Source organism: Kitasatospora paranensis (genome assembly GCF_039544005.1).
GTDB classification, from domain to species: Bacteria; Actinomycetota; Actinomycetes; order Streptomycetales; family Streptomycetaceae; genus Kitasatospora; species Kitasatospora paranensis.
The window spans coordinates 7,526,335-7,544,635 of sequence record NZ_BAABKV010000001.1 but is presented as its reverse complement, the minus strand read 5'-3'; the positions used below and the strand labels follow the sequence as shown (position 1 = coordinate 7,544,635).

Sequence of the window (18,301 nt, the reverse complement as noted above, 5' to 3'; positions counted from 1 at the left end):
CGTCCTTTGCGGAAAGTGCTCGGCCGGGGTGCGGGGAACGGGCGGGGTGCGGGGAACGGGCGGGGTGCGGGGAACGGGCGGGGAGTGGGGAACGGGCGGGGAGTGGGGAACGGGCGGGGAGTGGGGAACGGGCGGGGAGCAGCGGGCAGGAGCGGGGGTACGGCTCACTCGGCGGGCCGCGCGGCGGGCACCTGCTGGGTGATGCAGTGGACGCCGCCACCGCCGTAGGCGATCACGCGGGCGCGGACGCCGACGACCTTGCGGCCGGGGTTGGCCGCGGCGATCACGGCCAGGGCACCCTCGTCCTCGGGGTGGTCCGCGACCGGGACGACGACACCGCCGTTGGCGAGGTAGAAGTTCAGGTAGCCGACCTCCACCTCCTTGCCGTCGACCTGGACGAAGGCGGCCTGCGGGAGGTCGACGATCTCCAGGGTGCGGCCCTTGGCATCGGTGGTGGCCTCCAGCACGGCACGGTTGGCGCGCATCCGGGCGTAGTCGGGGTGGCCGGGGTCCGCGGGGAGCTGGACGACGACCTTGCCGGGGGCGACGAAGGCGCAGACACCGTCGACGTGGCCGTCGGTCTCGGTGTCGAGCAGACCGCCGTACGGCAGCCAGATGACCTTGCTGACGCCGAGGCGGGCCTTGAGCTCGTCCTCGATCTCCGTGCGGCTCAGCCCGGGGTTGCGGTTGGGGTGGAGCAGGCACTGCTCGGTGGTGATCAGCGTGCCTTCGCCGTCGACCGTGACGGCCCCGCCTTCGAGGATCATCTCGGAGCGGACGGCCGGCTGTCCCAGGTGCTCCAGCAGCAGGCCGCTGATGCGGTCGTCGGCGTCCCACGGGTGGTGCTTGCCGCCCCAGGCGTTGAAGCGGAAGTCCACGCCGGCGCGGCGGCCGCCCTCGTCGAGGACGAAGATGGGCGCGGAGTCGCGGAACCACGAGTCGTCGATGGGCATCTCGACCACGGTGACGCCGTCCCCGCACAGCGCGCGCGCCTCGTCGGCGCGGCCCGGCAGGCACACCATGGTGACCGGTTCGAACTCGGCGATGGCCCGGGCTACCTGCGCGTACTCCTGCTTGGCCGCGCCGAAGGTGTCACCCCACAGCTCCGGTCGGGTGGGCCAGGCCATCAGGCAGCCCTCGTGCTCGCTCCACTCGGCGGGCATGCGGAAACTCACGATCGAACCTCTTTCTGTGGATTTCTTCTGCGGGGGCTCTTCTGTGGTGGTTCTTGTGCAGGGGTTCTTCTGCGGGGGTTCTTCTGGGGGAGTCCCGGTCGGTGGTGCTGCCGACCGCGGACGGCATGGCCGGGTGCAGGCCGGTCGGGGACGACCTCGCCGGACGCGGGGTACCGGGCCGGGCAGCTCCCCGGAGGAGGCCGGGAGAGGTGGCGTGCCCCGCATCCTGCCCCGAACTGAAAATTCAGTCAATACGTTCGCCCTGGAATCCCCACACCTTCCCCCGACCGCCGGGACGGCCGGGCCCCGCACGTCGACACAGTGCGGCACAGTCGGCGCGGCAGAAGTCCGGTGCCGCAGGCCGGACGGCCCCGCCACCGCACGGCGCGCCGCTCGCCCCACCCAACCGGGACCCTGCACGCCACTCGGCACGGCACCCGGGACAGCGCCTGACAGAATGGTCAGGAAAACTCCCCCTCGGGACGCGGGCCGGGTAGAGTGATCGCTCGTGTCAGACCGTCGAACCGAAATCCTCAGGGCCGCCACCCGTGTCATCACCCGGCGCGGCGTGCGCGGGCTCCGCGTGGGCGAGCTGGCAGCCGAGGCGGGCGTCTCCACGTCGCTGATCTACTACCACTTCACCGACCGGGCCGGGATCCTCCGCCAGACGCTGGGGTTCATCAGCGACCGCGCCGACCGCTACACCGCCGAACGCGCACCGGGGAGCCACCCGGTGGATCCGCGGACCGACCTGGAGCAGGTCCTGCTCCTCGAACTCCAGGACAGTGCCGAGGTGCGGGAGAACAGCACTGCCTGGGGCGAACTACGGGCCTCCGCCGTCTTCGATCCCGACCTGCGCGAGGAACTGGCCAGGGCCACGCACACCTGGGTGCACGAGATCGCGGAGCTCATCGCCCGCGCCCACCCCGTCGGGACCGCCCCCGACCACGCGGCCGCGGCCGAGCGCCTGACCGCCCTGCTGGAGGGCCTCAGCGTCCGCTGGCTCAGCGGCTCGCTCCCCCTGGACCACGCCCGTCGGCTGCTCCGGGACGCCATCGCAGTGGAGTTGGAGCGCCCCTGACCGCCGGCCCGGCACCCGCACCTGCACGGCCCTCCGGCGGGCGTCCGCACCAGAGGCATTGACTGATTTTTCAGTCAATGCGACAGTGAACCGGAGGCCGATCCCGCTCCCGAGTACGTCAGCAGCTTCAGGAGCGTGCCGAAGGCCGGAGAACGGAGACTCCGATGCTTCCTCCCCGATGACCAGCCCGGACACCCGGCTGCCCGGCTTCAGCTTCGACATCCGCCCTGCGGCGAACCCGGGCAGTGTGGGGACCGTACGGCGGCTGCTGCGGGACGCGCTCGTCGCCGTCGGGTCGGACCCTGCCACACCCTGCCTGTTGCTGTCCGAGCTGCTGACCAACGCGCTGCTGCACGGCCGGGCGGCCTCGGTGGCGCTGGAACTGCGGCAGGGCCGACTGCTGATGGCGGTCACCGACCGCTCGCCCGCCCCGGTGGAGGTGCCGCCCGAGAGCGCCACCCGCACCACCGGCCGAGGCATGACCCTGGTGGAGGCCCTGGCCGACGCCTGGGGAGTCGTCCCCCTCGGCGCGAGCGGCAAGACCGTGTGGGCGGTCGTCGCGGCCTGACCACTGACCGCACGTGACGGCGCCCGGAGCGATGCTCCGGGCGCCGTCACGTCCGCCGGGTCATGCCCGGGACCCCGTCACAGGAAGTAGAGGCGGCTCAGCGAGACCGAGTCGGCAGGGTCGGAGCAGAGCGGTTCGCCGTCGAGGGAGACCAGGCCGGTCCGGGCATGGACGTCGACGCGTCCCGTCCGGGCGTTGCGGAGCATGTTCCGCGGGCCGATCCCCCGGGTGCCCTTGACCGCGACGCGCCGTCGCCGGGTGGGGAGTCGGTCGGCGGCGACGTCGAGGTAGGAGCCGTCGGCGGCGGCCTGGGCGACGAAGGCCACCGAGATGTCGGCGGCGGTGGCGCCGTGGGCGCCGAACTGCGGCCCGAGCACCAGGGGTTCGCACCGGTCGGTGGACGCGTTCGGGTCGCCGGTGACGCCGTAGGCGGGGAAGCCGGCCTTCAGGACGAGCTGCGGCTTCGCGCCGAAGTACTGGGGCCACCAGAGCACGATGTCGGCGAGCTTGCCGACCTCCAGCGAGCCGACCTCGTGGGCGAGGCCGTGGGCGATGGCGGGGTTGGTGGTGAGCTTGGCGATGTAGCGGAGCACCCGCTCGTTGTCGTCGCCGCTCTCGGTGGTGCCGTAGCCGCCGTCGAGGGGGCCGAGTTCGGACTTCATCTTGCCGGCCATGGCGAAGGTGCGGCGGACGGTCTCGCCGGCGCGGCCCATGCCCTGGGCGTCGGAGGAGGTGATGCCGATGACGCCGAGGTCGTGCAGGACGTCCTCGGCGCCCATGGTGCCGGCCCGGATCCGGTCGCGGGCCATCGCGGCGTCGCCGGGCAGGTCGACCTTGAGGTCGTGCGCGGAGACGATCATGCCGAAGTGCTCGCCGAGGGCGTCCCGGCCGAACGGCAGGGTGGGGTTGGTGGAGGAGCCGATGACGTTCTCCACGCCGGCCATCTTCAGCACGTTCGGCACGTGTCCGCCGCCGCAGCCCTCGATGTGGAAGGCGTGGATGGTGCGGCCCTCCAGCACGGCGAGGGTGTCCTCCACGGAGAGGCACTCGTTCAGGCCGTCGGTGTGCAGGGCGACCTGGACGTCGTACTCCTCGGCGACCCGCAGGGCGGTGTCCAGGGCGCGGGTGTGCGCGCCCATGTCCTCGTGCACCTTGAAGCCGGAGGCGCCGCCCTCGGCCAGGGCCTCGATCAGCGGGGCCGGGTCGGAGGACGAACCGCGGCCCAGGAAGCCGATGTTGACCGGCCATGCGTCGAAGGCGTTGAACGCGTGCCGCAGCGCCCAGGGGAGTTCACCCCGACGCCCCAGACCGGGCCGAACTCCTGGCCGATGATCGTGGTGACGCCGGAGGCGAGCGAGGCCTCCATGATCCGCGGCGAGAGCAGGTGGACGTGGGTGTCGATGGCGCCGGCGGTGGCGATCATTCCCTCGCCGGAGACGATCGTCGTGCCGGTGCCGACCACGACCTCGACACCGTCCATGGTGTCGGGGTTGCCGGCCCGGCCGATCGAGGCGATCCGGCCGTCGATCAGACCGATCGACGTCTTGCGGATGCCGAGCACCGCGTCGATCACCACGACGTTGCTGATCACCACGTCGCAGGTCTCGCGGACGGCCGCGGCCTTCAGGTGCAGGCCGTCACGGGCGGTCTTGCCGAACCCCGCCAGGAACTCGCTGCCCGGCTCCTGCGAGTCCGACTCCACCCGGATGATCAGACCGCTGTCGCCCAACCGGAGCCGGTCACCCGCCCGGGGCCCGTGCACCGCCATGTAGTCGCGGGGGTCGATGCTGCCGGCCGGGGCAGTGCCGGGGCGGCCGTGACAGCCCGCCGCATCGAAGACGCTGCCGCTCATGCCTGCTCCTGGTAATCGATGAGGTATCCGGTCGCGCGGGCCTTGTCGAGGGCGGCCTCGCGGGCGCCCGGTGCGTCGAGCGGGCCGTCGACCAGGCCCGCGAAGCCGATCGCGACCCGCTCGCCGCCGATCGGCACCAGGCCGACCTCGACGGTGGCGCCGGGGTCGAAGCGGACGGTCGAGCCCGCCGGGATCGCGAGCCGGTGACCGTAGGCGGCCGCCCGGTCGAAGGCCAGGCGCGGGTTGGCCTCGAAGACGTGGAAGTGCGACGTCACGCTGATCGGCACGGTCGCGGTGTTGCGGACGGGCAACCGCAACGACGGTTCGGCGGGCCGGTACCCCTCGCCCGCGCCGGGAAGAGGCGCACCGGGCGCCTCGTCGCCGAGCGAACCGGCCGCGCGGAACGGATCGTCGATGACGCAGAGCCTGGTCCCGTCGTCGAAGACGGCCTCGACCTGCACGACGGTGACCACGTCCGGCACGCCGGGCAGGACGTCGTCGGCGCTCAGCACCGAGCGGCCGGCCTCGATGGCCTCGGCCAGCCGCCGGCCGTCGCGGGCCGCCTCGCAGACCGTGTCGGCGATCAGCGCGGTGGCCTCGGGCACGTTGAGTCGTACGCCGCGGGCGCGGCGGGCGCGGGCCAGCTCGGCTGCCGTGAATATCAGCAGCCGGTCCCGCTCGGTCGGTGTCAATCGCATGGCGCCTCGCTCGAGAAGACGGACAGGATGGGCCCCGGGCCGGCCATGGCCGCGGCACAGCGCAGCATGCGGCGGCACAGCACGGGGCGGACGGGCGGGACGGGGTGGGCACGCCGAAGCAGGGCCGGGCGCACCGGTGTGCGACCGGGTCGTCGGAGCGTCAGGACGCCGGCGTGCCGGGCTGGTCGTGGGTCGAGCAGTGGATGCCGCCTCCGCCGGAGGCGATGTTGTCGATCTTCAGCGGGACGATGTCCCGTCCCGGGAAGTGGTCGCGCACGATCTGCTGCGCCCTGGCGTCGGCGTCCGGGTCCCCGAAGCGGGGCAGGAACAGCGCCTTGTTGGCGACATAGAAGTTGATGTAGGAGGAGACGAACGCATCACCGCGGCCGGTGATGCGGTCGGGGTCCGGCTGGGGCAGCTCGATGATCTCAAGAGGCTTGCCGCGGGCGTCGGTTGCGTCCTTGAGCACCTCCTTGGCCTGCGCGGCGGAGCGCGACCAGACGTCCTCGGGCGCCCCCGGGAAGGGCTGGTCCAGGAGCACGACGCCGGGAGCCGCGAACCGGACGAGGCAGTCGACGTGGGCGTCGGTGATGTCCTGGTCGCGCACGCCGGCGAACCAGATCACCTTCGTGACGCCGAGCGCCTGCTTGAGCCCGTCCTCGATCTCGTCCCGGCTCTTGCCGGGGTTCCGGCGCTCGTTGACCACCGAGCTCTCGGTGACCAGGAGGGTCCCCTGACCGTCGGTCTCGAAGGAACCGCCCTCGGCGACGACCGGTGTGGTGATCCGCGGGATCCGGTACCTGTCCAGCAGCGCGGCGGCGAGCCTGGTGTCGTTGCCGTGCTCCTTCTGCTTGTTGCCCCAGCCGCTGAAGTTGAGGTCGACGCCCTTGAGCGTGCCGGAGTCCTCCACGAACACCGGCACGGTGTCACGGGCCCACAGGTCGTCGACGGGCAGCGGGACGACCTCGACATCGGATCCGCACGCCCGCTGTGCGGCGTCCGCCTGTTCGGGGCGGGCGAACATGACGACCGGCTCGTAGCCGCCGACGGCGCGCGCCACACCGGCGATGTCCTGGCGGACGTCAGGGAGTTGGCTGTCCCAGATCCCGGTCGAGGCCGGCCAGGCCATGAACGTGCGGGCGTGGCTCTCCCATTCGGCGCCGAACCGGCGCCCGGGCGTCGGGCCGTGCGGGGACGACCCGGACGCCTCCGAGGGATCCGGGGCTTCCTCGCCGGCAGGCGAGCACGCCGCACCGCCGACGGTCAGCAGACCGACACCGGCCGCGGAGCGCAGCACCGTTCGGCGGGACAGGGAGAGATCTGACACGAGGGACTCCGGCAGAGTGAGGGTGGGTTTCACGGGCGCGGCAGCGGGACGGTCCGGGCAGGGCCAGGGCTTGTCCGACGAGCCCTAGGGCAGCGGTTCGTGCATCGTGGAGCAGTGGATCCCGCCTCCACCGGCCATCAGCCGGTCGACGTCGAGTTGGACGACCTGGCGCCCGGGGAATGCCGCCGCGAGGGCCCGGGCCGCGGCGTCGTCCTTCGCCAGGTCGCCGAACTGAGCGGTGATCACGGCGCCGTTGACGACGTGGAAGTTGAGGTAGGAGTCGACGAAGTCGGCCTTCCGTGACCGCACCGTGTCGGGCCCCTCCACCCGGATCACCCGGAGACGGCGGCCCCGGGCATCGGTGGCCCCGGAGAGGATGGCGAACTGCTCGCGGGCGTCGCGGGCCCAGACGTCGTTGCGGCCCTCCGGGGGCAGCTGGACCATCACCACGCCGGGCCGCACGAAGCGGGACGTGACGTCGATGTGGTCGTCGGTGATGTCCTTGCCCTTGATCCCCGGCACCCAGATCATCCGGTCCGCGCCGTACACGGCGAGAACGGCATCCTCGATCTCGTCCCGGCTCATGCCGCGGTTGCGGTTCTTGTTGACCAGGCTGCTCTCCGTCGCCATGACGGTGCCGTCGCCGTCGGTCTCGACGGCGCCTCCCTCACCGACGAAGTCCGCCGTACGGAACGGCAGTCGCTCGTGGTCGGCGATGCCGCGGGCGACCTCGGCGTCGTCGCGGTGGGTCTGCTTGTTGCCCCATCCGTTGAAGTTGAGGCCGACCGCGTCGAGGCCGCCGTGCCCGTCACGGCGGAAGACGGGCGCGATGTCGCGCATCCAGAGGTCGTCCGTGGGGATCGAGGTGAGCACGGTGACCTCCGGCCCGCACCAGGAACGGGCTGTGGCGGCCGACTCCCCGTCCGGGGCGCACACGACCACCGGTTCGAACCGGGCGATCGTCCGGGCGATCAGGGCGATGTCCTGCTGCACGCCGCTCAGCTGCCGGCCCCAGACGGACGGGCGGGAGGGCCACGACATCCATGTCAGCGCGTGCGGTACGTCGTCCCGGTCGACCCACCGGCTCGGCAGGGCCGCAGCCGCCGGCTGCACACCGCCGGTCATCGAGCCCACGACCGCACCCGCCACGCCCAGCCCCGCCGCGCCGAGCACTCCCCTGCGCGAGGGGGTGTCGCCGAACAGCCGACTGCCGAGGGAACCGAGGGCACGGTGCGAGTCGCTCATGGAGGTCTCCAGGTCGAGTATGGCATGGCGGACCGATGTGCAACCCGTCCGCCGTCTTCGATTCACTCTGCCATTGACTGAAAATTCAGTCAAGAATCGGAAGACAGGTGTCCCACGGCTCGGCGCAGCGAGGTGGCGGCACCGGGCATCGGGGCCGCAGGCATGAAAGGAGGCCGCGCACGCCGCCGAGGGCGGCCGCGGCCGTGGCGCGCCCGCCGGAGTCGGCCGCCGACGCGCCGACCGCCGGGTTATCCGGAGAGCCGCTCCAGCTCGGTGTCGATCGCGCCCGCCATCAGGTCGCGGGCGTGCGCGAGCGGCAGGCTCCCACTGAGCCAGCGCACGCTGAGGCCCTCCACCAGCGCCGTCAGGCGTTCGGCGGAGGCGGCGAGCATGGCGGCCCCGCTCATCGGCCGGACCCGGCCGAGCAGCTCCGCCACCTCCTGGGCCCACACGAGCGTGGCCCGCGCCAGGTCCTCGCGGAGGTCGGGATCGAACACCGCACTTGCCCGCAGCTCCCCCAGGCCGTGCTGTTCTCGCGCACGTCGGGGGTGTCCTGGAACTCCAGCAGCAGCGTCTGCTCCAGCTCGCCGCGGGCGTCCAGCGGCGGCGCGTCGTCGCCGCGCTCCGTCGTGTAGCGGGCGGCACGGTCATTGATGAACTCGAGGGTCGCGCGGAGAATGCCGGCGCGATCCTTGAAGTGGTAGTAGATCAGGGCCGTGGACACGCCGGCCTCGGCGGCCAGCTCCTCCACCCGGAGGCCCCGGACCCCGCGCCGGGCGATGACCCGGGCGGCCGCTTCCATGATTGCTGTTCGACGGTCAGCCACGGGCCAACACCCTACCTGTTGGTTCAGTCTCGAAACGAACCCCTCAGCTGACTGAAACTCCAGTCAGATAGGATCCTGGCTGTTCAGGATCGCATCGCCTCGGGCGCGAGGCAAGGTGCCGTCGCACCGCCCTCGGACATCGGCGCGGTGCCGCCGTCCGCGGGCCCCCACCCGGGGCGCGGCGGACGCTCCTGACCCCGTTCGGCGCACCCGAGCCGGACTTCCCGAGGGGTCGCCCCCGCCACCGCACGCCGGGAGAACCACCGTGACCACTGCCCACCCCGGCACCCCGCCGGCCACGACGTTCGAGCCGCTCACCGCGGACGACCCCCGCGAGGTCGGCGGCTACCGCCTGTCCGCGAGGCTCGGCGTCGGCGGCATGGGGCGGGTCTACCTGTCGTACACGCCGGGCGGCCGGCCGGTGGCGCTCAAGGTCGTCCGGCCCGACCTGGCGGAGGACCCGGAGTTCCGCCGGCGGTTCGCCCAGGAGGTCGCGAGCGCTCGGCGCATCCACGAGCTCTACACCGCCCAGGTCGTCGACGCGGGAGTCGACGCGCCGCTCCCCTGGCTGGCCACGACCTACGTGGCCGGCCCCTCGCTGCACCAGGTGGTCCACCGGTACGGCCCCCTCCCGCAACGGACCACGCTCCTCCTGATGGCAGGCATCGCCGAGGCCCTGCAGGCCATCCACGCGGCCGGCGTGGTGCACCGCGACCTGAAGCCGGCCAACGTCCTGATCGCTGCGGACGGCCCCCGCGTCATCGACTTCGGCATCGCGCGCGCGGCCGACGCCGCCGCGCTCACCGGCACGGGTCTGCGCATCGGATCGCCCGGCTTCATGGCACCGGAACAGGCCCTGGGGCGGGGGACCTCGCCGGCCACCGACGTCTTCGCCCTCGGCGCGCTGGCCGTGTACGTGGCCAGCGGCACCGGGCCGTTCGGCGACGGCCCGGAATCCTCCGCGCTGTACCGGGCCGTACACGAAGAGCCGAGACTCGGCCACGTCCCGGCGGAGCTGCAGGAACTGCTGTGGCACTGCCTGGCCAAGAACCCGGAGGCCCGGCCGACCACCGCCCGGGTGATCGAAGCCGCACATCACGGGCTCGGCGGGCAGCTCCGGTTCGGCAACGACTGGCTGCCGCACCGGGTCAGCACCGAGATCCGCAGTCGCGCCGAGTTGCCGAGGGTGCCGGCGCCCGCGCCGACCCGGTACGAGCCGATCCCCGACCGGCCGACCCACCCCGCCGCCGACCCGCCCACGGCCCGGGCCCCCCGCCCGGAGCCCGCCGACGCCTCCCCGCCCGCCCCGAGCGGACCGAGCGGACCGAGCGGACCGGCGAGCCCCCGGCGGCGAGGTGTGCGGACCGCACTGGTGGCCACGGCCGCGCTGCTCGTCGGCGCCGGCGGAGCGCTCGTCCTGCTCGACGCCGCGGCCGGCGACGGGCAGGACCTCCCCGACGGCACCGGGACGTCCGTCACGGCCGGGCCGCCGAGCGGGGCCGCCCCCGCCCCGAGCCCGTCGGCCACCGGGGTCCCCGGGTACACCGGTGTCTACGCAGGGAGCCGGCTCACCTCGCCGGACCAGACCTACGAGTTCGATCTCAGGGCCGGCACCGTCGTACCGCAGGACACGGCCGGCTGGTATCTGGGGCGCAGCGCCGACGAGTTCACCGTCGCCGAGGACACCGACGCGTTCGTCGCACCGCAGGGCAGCACCCTCACGCTCGCGGACTGCGTCAAGGGGATCGAGAGCCGGCCGGTGACCGCACTGCCCTTCGGCGCCCTGCGCCCCGGCCGGACCTTCTGCGTCCGGTCCCGGCCGGGGCGGGACGTCGGCATCGTCCACGTGCTCGGGACAGCAGCGGACGGCGGTCCGGTCACGGTCTCCGTGGACTACTACCGCCACGACGGCTGAGGCCCGGCCGGGGCCGCCGACCGGTCGGCGGCCGACCACGGCGACGGGGCCGGGCCGCAGGTGGTCCGCGGTCCGGCCCCGTCGCCACGCCCGCCGGGACCGCTGCCCGCGGCGGGAGTTGTCGGACGCCCCTACGCCACGGGCTGCGGCTGGGTGACGCAGTGGATGCCGCCGCCGCCCCCGCCGACGGCGTCGATGTTGAGCTGCTCGATGACCCGCCCCGGGAAGAGGCCGGCCAGCACCTGCTTGGCGGCGGCGTCGGCCCGGCTGTCCCCGAACTGCGCGGAGATGACGGCGCCGTTGCAGACGTAGTAGTTGGCGTAGGAGCCGACGAAGTTCTGGTTGGTCGACCGGATCACGTTGTAGTCCGGGCCGCCGATCTTCGAGACCTGCATCGCCGTTCCCTTGGCGTCCACCGCCGTGGACAGCACCTTGTACTGGCTGATCTCGTCGTTGTACCAGCCGTCGTGGGTGTCGTTCGCGTTCGGCTGCTGCACGAGGCCCTTGCCCTCCGCGAGGAAGCGGGACGTCGCATCGACGTGGTCCCGGGTGATGTCGCCGGAGTCGACGTAGCCGTCGAACCAGATCACCTTGGACGCCCCGTACGCCGCGCACAGTGCGGCGGTCGCCTGCGCCTCCGTCATGCCAGGGTTGCGGTTGGTCTCCAGGATGCTGCTCCTGGTGGCCATCAGCGTGCCGGCGCCGTCGGCCTCGATCGCGCCGCCCTCGCTCACGATCCCCGCGGCGGTGAACGGCACCCCGACGTAGGCGGCCACCTTGGCGGCGACCTGGCTGTCCTTGGTGGAGGTCTGACGCTTGCCCCAACCGTTGAAGTTAAGGCCGATGGCGTCGAGGCCGCCGGCGCCGTCGGTGCGGAAGACCGGTCCGGAGTCGCGCATCCAGCAGTCGTCGACGGGGATGGATCCGATCACGGTCACGTTCGGATTGGTGCACATGGACTTCGCCTTCGAGACGCTGGCGGAGTTGGCGCACATGATGACCGGCTCGTACTTGGCGATGGTGTTGGCGATCAGCGCGATGTTGGCCTGGATGGCCGCCAGCGAGACCCCGCCGCGTCCGCCGCCGCTCCAGATGGCCGTGCTGTCGGGCCACGCCATCCAGGTGCGGGTGTGCTGGACGGTGTCGATGGGGACGGCGTAGGTGCCTGCGCCACCGGTGGCGGTCGGGCTCGGACTCGGGCTCGGACTCGTGCAGCCGGGCACGTCCGCCCGCGCGACCTGGGACGTACCGCTGTTGGCTGCCCACACCACGCCGACCGTGGTGGCGCCCGCTATCGCCAGCAGGCTTCGACGGTCCATCGGCCGCCGGTGGGCTCCACCTGTCGTGACCTGCTGCTCGACCTCGTCGTTCATGTCCTGACCTCCCGGTGGGCACCCGGCGGACTGCCCACCGAGTGCCCCGGACGCTATAACTGACCAAGCGCTCGGTCAATATTTCTCGCAAACCCGATCCCGATCGACCCCCGCCGACAGGCCCGGCACCCCCACGGAGGCCTCCCCCGCGGGGGAGTCCGCATGGCAGCCGCACACCCGTCCACCTGCAATGAATCTTCTTGCTGCAAATTTCAGAAACTGATGCGGCGTACCTTGACGTGCGCTCACGAAGGCGGGATCGTCTGTCGCGCGACGCGCCCGCCGGCCCCGGCCGTCCGGTGCGCGACCGCGTTCCCCCACCACCAAGCCCCCACCCACCCCTTCACCGAGGCACGCGCAACGAGCTTCCGCACCAGCCGTCGCGCCGGCGCCTCGGCCTGCCCCGGAGGCAGTCCCCCATGAGTCGCACCGCACCCCCACGTGCCGGATCGGCCCGGACGGCGTCGTTCACGGCCGCAGTCCTGCTCGCCGCCGCCCTCGTCCCGCTCGCGGCCTCCCCCGCCGGAGCCGCGCCGACCGCCGTCAGCCTGCCCGGAACGTTCGACAGCGCGATCGGCTGCTCCGGCGACTGGCTGCCCGCCTGCCCCCAGGCCCAGCTGACGCCCCGTGCCGACGGCCGGTGGACGGGCACGTTCGCGCTGCCCGGCGGCACCTACGCCTACAAGGTCGCGATCGACAACAGCTGGACGGAGAACTACGGGGCGGGCGGCGCGGCCGGCGGCGCGAATCTCGCCGTGACCGTCCCCGCAGCCGGGAAGTCGGTCACGTTCGTCTACGACCCCGCCACCCACCTGGTCACCGACAACGCGGCCCAGCAGATCGTCACCGCCGTCGGTGACTACCAGTCCGAGCTCGGCTGCACCGCGGACTGGGCCCCCACCTGCGCGACCACCACGATGCAGGACCCGGACGGCGACGGCATCTTCACCTACAGCACCACCGCGATCCCGGCAGGGGCGTGGAACACCAAGGTCGCCATCGGGCAGTCCTGGACGGAGAACTACGGGGCGGGCGGCGCGGCCGGCGGCGCGAACATCGGTTTCAGCGTCCCCGCGAGCGGGGCGACCACCACGTTCTCCTACAACTCCGCCACGCACCTGACGACGGTGCAGAGCACCGGCGGCACCACTGGCGGCACCGCCGGCACGCTCGGCGCGATCTACACCCCCACCGGCACCACCTTCCGCCTCTGGTCGCCCGACAGCTCGGACGTCAGTGTCAGCGTCGGCGGCACCGGCCACCCGATGACCCCGGTGACCCTGAGCGGCTACTCCGGCGTCTACCAGGCGGTGGTCGGCGGCGACCTCAAGGACCAGACCTACCAGTTCTCCGTCGGGGGCGTCGCCGTCCGCGACCCCTACGCCCAGATGGTCACCCCCGGCACCACCCTGGGCATCGTCGTCGACACCGCCTCGGTCGCACCGACCGACGGCAGTTGGGCGCCGCGCCCGGCCCTGGCCAACCGTGAGGACTCCCTCGTCTACGAGCTCGGCGTGCGCGACTTCACGATCGACGCGAGTTCGGGGGTGGACCCCGCCAAGCGGGGCAAGTTCCTCGGCCTGGTACAGACCGGCACCACCGACAACGGCGCCAGGACGGGCATCGACCACCTCAAGGAACTGGGCGTCACCACCGTCCAGCTCATGCCCTCGTTCGACTTCGGCAGCACCGCGCCCAACTGGGGCTACGACCCGGTGAACTACAACGTCCCCGAGGAGCAGTACTCCCAGTACACCCTCCCGGAGGACCGGATCCGGGAGTTCAAGGACATGGTCAACGGGTTCCACAAGAACGGCATCCGCGTGGTCATGGACGTGGTCTACAACCACACGTACGACAAGAGCGTGTTCGGGGGCATCACCGGGAAGTACTACACGTCCACCGACCTGTCCGGCACGGGCAACTCGATCGACGACGGCAACCCGATGGTCAGCCGCATGATCCAGGACTCGCTGGAGCACTGGGTCCGGGACTACAACGTCGACGGCTTCCGCTTCGACCTGCTGGGCGTGCACTACTACACCAACGTGGCCACCTGGGGGAACTACCTCAACACCACGTACGCGGACCGCAACCTCCTGCTCTACGGCGAGCCGTGGAGTGCCGCCGCCGACCCCCAGGAGGCGCAGAAGGTGCGCTACGGCAACGTCCCCGCGCTGGCAGCCGCGCACGTCGGCGTCTTCAACGGCGTGTACCGGGACGCGATCCGAGGCGGGACGGACGACAACGTCATGGCCTACATGGGCGGTTCGGGCAACCCCGGCGCCATCGCCTTCGGCATGCGCGGCTCACCGACGGATGCGAAGAGCACCGCCGTGCTGTCGAACCCGTGGAGCCCGGCGTTCGCCTACGACCCCGAGCAGACCATGAACTACGCCTCGATCCACGACAACCTGAACCTGTACGACAAGATCACCTACTCCGGCGCGAGCGGCGGGGCCGGCGGCACCGCCGGCCGGATCGACCGGTTCGCCGCGGGCATGGTCCTGACCTCCCAGGGTGTCCCGGTCATCGCCGAGGGCGACGAGTTCCTCCGCTCCAAGGTCGTCGGCGGCGACTACACCACCGCGAAGAACTCCTACAACGCCTCGGACGCGGTGAACGCGATCCACTGGGGCGACAAGACGGCCAACGCCGGCATCCTCCGCTACTACAAGGACGCCATCGCGCTCCGGAAGGCCGCCCCGGCCCTGCGCCTCACCACCTGGGACGCCGTCCACAACCAGATGACTGCCCAGCCGGACGGATCCGTCGTGGTCGGCCGCCTCAGCTCGAACGCGGCTGCGCCCACCGCCTACGACACCGTTGTCGTCTACAACCCCACCGGCAGCACCTACAACGTCAGCCTGCCCGCGGGGGCCTGGACGAAGGTCCTCGACACCAACGGCGGCACCGCCGCCACCGACACCGCCTGCGAGAGCCTCGCGGTGACCGTCTTCCGGAAGAACTGACCGGGCGGGGAGCGCACGAGGTGTCCGCCGCGTGGCCCGGCGCGTGCCGCCGGGCCACGGTCAGGTGTCGGAGTAGCTGAGGTCGCCGATCGTCCAGCTGCTGATGTCCTCGATGGCGATGCGGTACATGCCGCCGGTGTGCGGGAGTCCGAAGTCGCCCTGCAGGATCTTCGCGCGGTGCAGGTGGAGGTGGGTGGGCCGCGAGGGCGGGCCACCGGCGGGCGGGGTGAAGAGCGCAGCGAACGGCTTCAGGTGCTCCGAGCTCTGCAGGACCTCCGCCACGCGTTCCCACCACAGTGCCACCGGGGCGAGCCGTCCGGTGATCACCGCCCCGGGTACCACCACGGTCAACGACATCTGGTTGTTGTGCTCGGATTCGACCATCGCGGCGATATCGACGAGCAGCCCGTCAGGGTTGGACATGGAGCCCAGCCTAGGCCACGACCCGTTGACCTCACAGTCGCACCCGGCGTGCGTGGCGGCGTCGGCAGCCTGCAGCTGGTAGGGCCCCGGCGCCGGGCCGGCCGGCGCCGCCTCGACCGGCCCGGTGCCCCCGTCCGTCAGCCGTCGCCGTACGGCGAAGTCGGGCCGGGGTAACTAGGCTGGAGACATGGCCCGCTTCGAGTCGTCGAGCGGCGTGGACCGGCTGTGGCGCTTCGGCCGCGCGCTGGCCACGGACCCGGTGGAGACCCTCCTCTACCTCCCGGAGGAGTGGAGTCAGCACCGCGATCATCCGGTGGCGTACGACGTCGACACCGCATGGGAGGAGCACCTGCACGGCCTGCTCGGGGCACCCTGGCCGTGCCCGGAGGCGCCGCGCGCCGCCGAGCTGTGGGGCACCGTCGTCCAGGAACTGCACGAGTGCGGACTCGCGTTCGGGCGGCACACGTACGGCGGGTACAGCGACGCGGACGAGTCCCTGGCCCGGGCGGTGCGCTGCGTGGTGTTGCACCGGCAGGCCGTGGTCGTGGTCGAGACGGGCGTCGCACGCGGCGTGACCAGCAGATTCGTCCTGGAGGCGCTGGAGCAGAACGGGCGCGGCCACCTGTGGAGCATCGACCTCCCGCACCCCTTCCGCCCCGGCCTGCACCCGGAGACCGGCGCCGCCGTACCCGCCCGCCAGCGACGGGCCTGGACATACATCGAGGGGTCGAGTCGGCGACGACTGCCGCACCTGGCGAGGCAGTTGGGGAGGGTCGACGTGTTCGTCCACGACAGCCTGCACACCGCGCGGAACACCCGCTTCGAGATGGACCGCATCGGCCGGATCCTGGCACCGAACGGGGTCATGCTGATCGACGACATCAGCACCCACCAGGGCTTCGCCCGCTGGACCCGCTCGACCCCGGGCATCACCACCCTGGTCTGCCCCTCCGCCGACAAGGAGGGCCTCTTCGGGGTGGTCTGCGCGGACGGGCGCGCCCGCCCGTCGACCGGCTGACCCGCCGGGCCCCCGGCGTCGTGGCGACCGCTCCGCGCGTTCACCCGATCGCACGCACCCGTGGCCCGACCCGCCCCGGCGGCGCCCTCGCCCGGCAGCCGCCCTCGTTCACGCAGTGAGGCTAATCACTGGCTCACGGTATCGGTCCGGGACGCCGGGTGGGTGTACGTTCCTGCGACCAGTGGGTGTTGCACTCCCCCGCTATCGCAGATGCCCGGTCAGCAGCGCCTCCGACGAGAGAGACACCAGCCATGTCTGCACAGGTCCCGACCCACCACCCACCGCAGCGCATCGGCGTGGTCGCCGAGTCGACCACCGGGGAGACCCGCGTCGCGGCGACGCCCGCGACGGTGCGGCAGCTGCTCGGCCTCGGCTACGAGGTCGTCGTCGAGTCGCAGGCCGGCGCGGCCTCCGGATTCACCGACACGGCCTACACCGAGGCCGGCGCGAGCATCGGCGACGCCTGGGTCTCCGACGTGGTCCTCACGGTCAACGCACCGTCGAGCGGCGAGATCTCCCGGCTGCGCGCGGACGCCACCGTCGTCGGTCTGCTCGCACCGGCCCAGCGCCCCGAGCTGCTGCAGGCGCTGTCCTCACGCGGCGTCACGGCCCTCGCGCTGGACGGCGTCCCGCGGATCTCGCGGGCGCAGTCGATGGACGTGCTCAGTTCGATGGCGAACATCGCCGGATACCGTGCGGTGATCGAGGCCGCCCACGTGTTCGGGCGCTTCTTCACCGGCCAGGTCACCGCCGCGGGCAAGGTCCCGCCGGCGAAGGTCCTCGTGGCGGGTGTCGGCGTGGCCGGGCTGGCCGCCATCGGCGCGGCGTCCAGCCTGGGCGCGATCGTCCGGGCCACCGATCCGCGGCCCGAGGTCGCGGACCAGGTCCGCTCGCTGGGCGGCGAGTACCTCGCCGTGAACGTCGCCCAGGAGGCGAGCACCGACGGGTACGCCAAGGCGACCTCCACCGACTACGACCGCGCCGCCGCCGCGCTCTACCACGAGCAGGCCGCGGACGTGGACATCATCGTCACGACCGCACTGATCCCGGGCCGGCCCGCTCCGCGGCTGGTCACGGCCGAGGACGTGGCGGCGATGAAGCCGGGCAGTGTCATCGTCGACATGGCCGCCGCCCAGGGCGGCAACGTCGAGGGCACCGTGCCCGGCCGGGCGGTGGTCACCGAGAACGGCGTCACCATCATCGGCTACACCGACCTCGCCGGCCGACTGCCCACCCAGGCCTCGCAGTTGTTCGGCACCAACCTGGTGAACCTGCTGAAGCTGCTCACTCCCGGCAAGGACGGCCGGCTGGTCATCGACTTCGACGACGTGGTCCAGCGGGCCGTGACGGTGGTCCGGGCCGGCGAGGTCACCTGGCCGCCGCCGCCGGTGGCGGTGTCGGCGTCGCCCGCCCCCGAGGCGGCGCCGGCGGCCGCGTCCGCGCCGATCGGGGCGAAGCAGTCCCGGCTCACCCCGGCGGTACGGTTCGGTCTGATCGGCCTGGGGATGCTTGCGCTCTTCCTGCTGATCGCCTTCGCGCCGACCCAACTCGCCGAGAACTTCACGGTGTTCGCGCTCGCGGTGGTCATCGGTTACTACGTCATCGGCAAGGTCCACCACGCTCTGCACACCCCGCTGATGTCCGTTACCAACGCGATCTCCGGGATCGTGGTGATCGGTGCTCTGGTGCAGATCGGGCACGAGAGCTGGGTCGTGACCGCCCTGTCGTTCGTGGCCGTGCTGCTGACGAGTGTGAACATCTTCGGAGGCTTCGCCGTCACCCGCCGCATGCTGAGCATGTTCTCGACTGCCCCCGAAAGGCGCTGAGC

General features: G+C 72.2%; 12 protein-coding genes and 2 pseudogenes. 6 read left to right on the top strand and 8 right to left on the bottom strand.

All coding sequences use genetic code 11. The features are described 5' to 3' along the window. Positions 1-164: 164 nt before the first annotated feature. Positions 165-1,175, bottom strand: coding sequence for an agmatine deiminase family protein (locus ABEB13_RS35805; RefSeq protein WP_345708836.1), 1,011 nt, complete (start codon positions 1,173-1,175; stop codon positions 165-167). 508 nt (positions 1,176-1,683) lie between these two features. On the opposite strand from ABEB13_RS35805, the gene ABEB13_RS35800 reads away from it, so the two are divergent. Both ABEB13_RS35800 and ABEB13_RS35795 read left to right on the top strand, forming a co-directional pair. Then, positions 1,684-2,256 carry a TetR/AcrR family transcriptional regulator gene (locus tag ABEB13_RS35800; RefSeq protein WP_345708835.1) on the top strand — a complete coding sequence of 191 codons (573 nt, stop codon included), beginning with the start codon at positions 1,684-1,686 and terminating at the stop codon, positions 2,254-2,256. Between the two features lie 178 nt (positions 2,257-2,434). Continuing rightward, entirely contained in the window at positions 2,435-2,824 is a 390-nt protein-coding gene (locus ABEB13_RS35795; protein WP_345708834.1) for an ATP-binding protein, read from the top strand. A 77-nt stretch (positions 2,825-2,901) separates the two neighbouring features. Here ABEB13_RS35795 and ABEB13_RS35790 read toward each other — a convergent pair. From ABEB13_RS35790 to ABEB13_RS35770, 5 genes and pseudogenes are all read right to left on the bottom strand, one after another. Further along, positions 2,902-4,592, bottom strand: a pseudogene (locus tag ABEB13_RS35790) (urease subunit alpha). Between the two features lie 80 nt (positions 4,593-4,672). Next, positions 4,673-5,374: an urease subunit gamma gene (locus ABEB13_RS35785; protein WP_345708833.1), complete on the bottom strand. Its 702-nt coding sequence runs from the start codon at positions 5,372-5,374 to the stop codon at positions 4,673-4,675. A gap of 160 nt (positions 5,375-5,534) precedes the next feature. Next, entirely contained in the window at positions 5,535-6,701 is a 1,167-nt protein-coding gene (locus ABEB13_RS35780; protein WP_345708832.1) for an agmatine deiminase family protein, read from the bottom strand. 84 nt (positions 6,702-6,785) lie between these two features. Continuing rightward, positions 6,786-7,946 (bottom strand): agmatine deiminase family protein, encoded by a 1,161-nt coding sequence (locus ABEB13_RS35775; RefSeq protein ID WP_345708831.1) that lies wholly within the window; start codon positions 7,944-7,946, stop codon positions 6,786-6,788. Between the two features lie 248 nt (positions 7,947-8,194). Then, positions 8,195-8,748, bottom strand: a pseudogene (locus ABEB13_RS35770) (TetR/AcrR family transcriptional regulator). A gap of 289 nt (positions 8,749-9,037) precedes the next feature. Here ABEB13_RS35770 and ABEB13_RS35765 point away from each other — a divergent pair. Then, entirely contained in the window at positions 9,038-10,687 is a 1,650-nt protein-coding gene (locus ABEB13_RS35765) for a serine/threonine-protein kinase (RefSeq protein ID WP_345708830.1), read from the top strand. 131 nt (positions 10,688-10,818) lie between these two features. Here the strand turns inward: ABEB13_RS35765 and ABEB13_RS35760 are convergent, their stop codons facing one another. Continuing rightward, complete coding sequence (locus tag ABEB13_RS35760; protein WP_345708829.1) at positions 10,819-12,060, bottom strand: agmatine deiminase family protein; 1,242 nt, start codon at positions 12,058-12,060, stop codon at positions 10,819-10,821. Positions 12,061-12,479: 419 nt separating this feature from the next. Between ABEB13_RS35760 and ABEB13_RS35755 the strand changes: the two genes are divergently transcribed. Next, positions 12,480-15,032, top strand: coding sequence for a pullulanase X25 domain-containing protein (locus tag ABEB13_RS35755; protein ID WP_345708828.1), 2,553 nt, complete (start codon positions 12,480-12,482; stop codon positions 15,030-15,032). A 60-nt stretch (positions 15,033-15,092) separates the two neighbouring features. Here the strand turns inward: ABEB13_RS35755 and ABEB13_RS35750 are convergent, their stop codons facing one another. After that, complete coding sequence (locus tag ABEB13_RS35750) at positions 15,093-15,455, bottom strand: hypothetical protein (protein ID WP_345708827.1); 363 nt, start codon at positions 15,453-15,455, stop codon at positions 15,093-15,095. Between the two features lie 187 nt (positions 15,456-15,642). Here ABEB13_RS35750 and ABEB13_RS35745 point away from each other — a divergent pair, with 187 nt between their 5' ends. Then, positions 15,643-16,473 carry a class I SAM-dependent methyltransferase gene (locus tag ABEB13_RS35745; protein ID WP_345708826.1) on the top strand — a complete coding sequence of 277 codons (831 nt, stop codon included), beginning with the start codon at positions 15,643-15,645 and terminating at the stop codon, positions 16,471-16,473. A 251-nt stretch (positions 16,474-16,724) separates the two neighbouring features. Beyond that, positions 16,725-18,299: a Re/Si-specific NAD(P)(+) transhydrogenase subunit alpha gene (locus ABEB13_RS35740; RefSeq protein ID WP_345708825.1), complete on the top strand. Its 1,575-nt coding sequence runs from the start codon at positions 16,725-16,727 to the stop codon at positions 18,297-18,299. Positions 18,300-18,301: the final 2 nt, after the last annotated feature.

Bases quoted from the DNA above. Each gene is read 5' to 3' on its own strand.
- ABEB13_RS35740 (WP_345708825.1), top strand. From the start codon at position 16,725: ATGTCTGCACAGGTCCCGACCCACCACCCACCGCAGCGCATCGGCGTG.
- ABEB13_RS35750 (WP_345708827.1), bottom strand. From the start codon at position 15,455: ATGTCCAACCCTGACGGGCTGCTCGTCGATATCGCCGCGATGGTCGAA.
- ABEB13_RS35785 (WP_345708833.1), bottom strand. From the start codon at position 5,374: ATGCGATTGACACCGACCGAGCGGGACCGGCTGCTGATATTCACGGCA.
- ABEB13_RS35775 (WP_345708831.1), bottom strand. From the start codon at position 7,946: ATGAGCGACTCGCACCGTGCCCTCGGTTCCCTCGGCAGTCGGCTGTTC.
- ABEB13_RS35795 (WP_345708834.1), top strand. From the start codon at position 2,435: ATGACCAGCCCGGACACCCGGCTGCCCGGCTTCAGCTTCGACATCCGC.
- ABEB13_RS35755 (WP_345708828.1), top strand. From the start codon at position 12,480: ATGAGTCGCACCGCACCCCCACGTGCCGGATCGGCCCGGACGGCGTCG.
- ABEB13_RS35760 (WP_345708829.1), bottom strand. From the start codon at position 12,060: ATGAACGACGAGGTCGAGCAGCAGGTCACGACAGGTGGAGCCCACCGG.
- ABEB13_RS35745 (WP_345708826.1), top strand. From the start codon at position 15,643: ATGGCCCGCTTCGAGTCGTCGAGCGGCGTGGACCGGCTGTGGCGCTTC.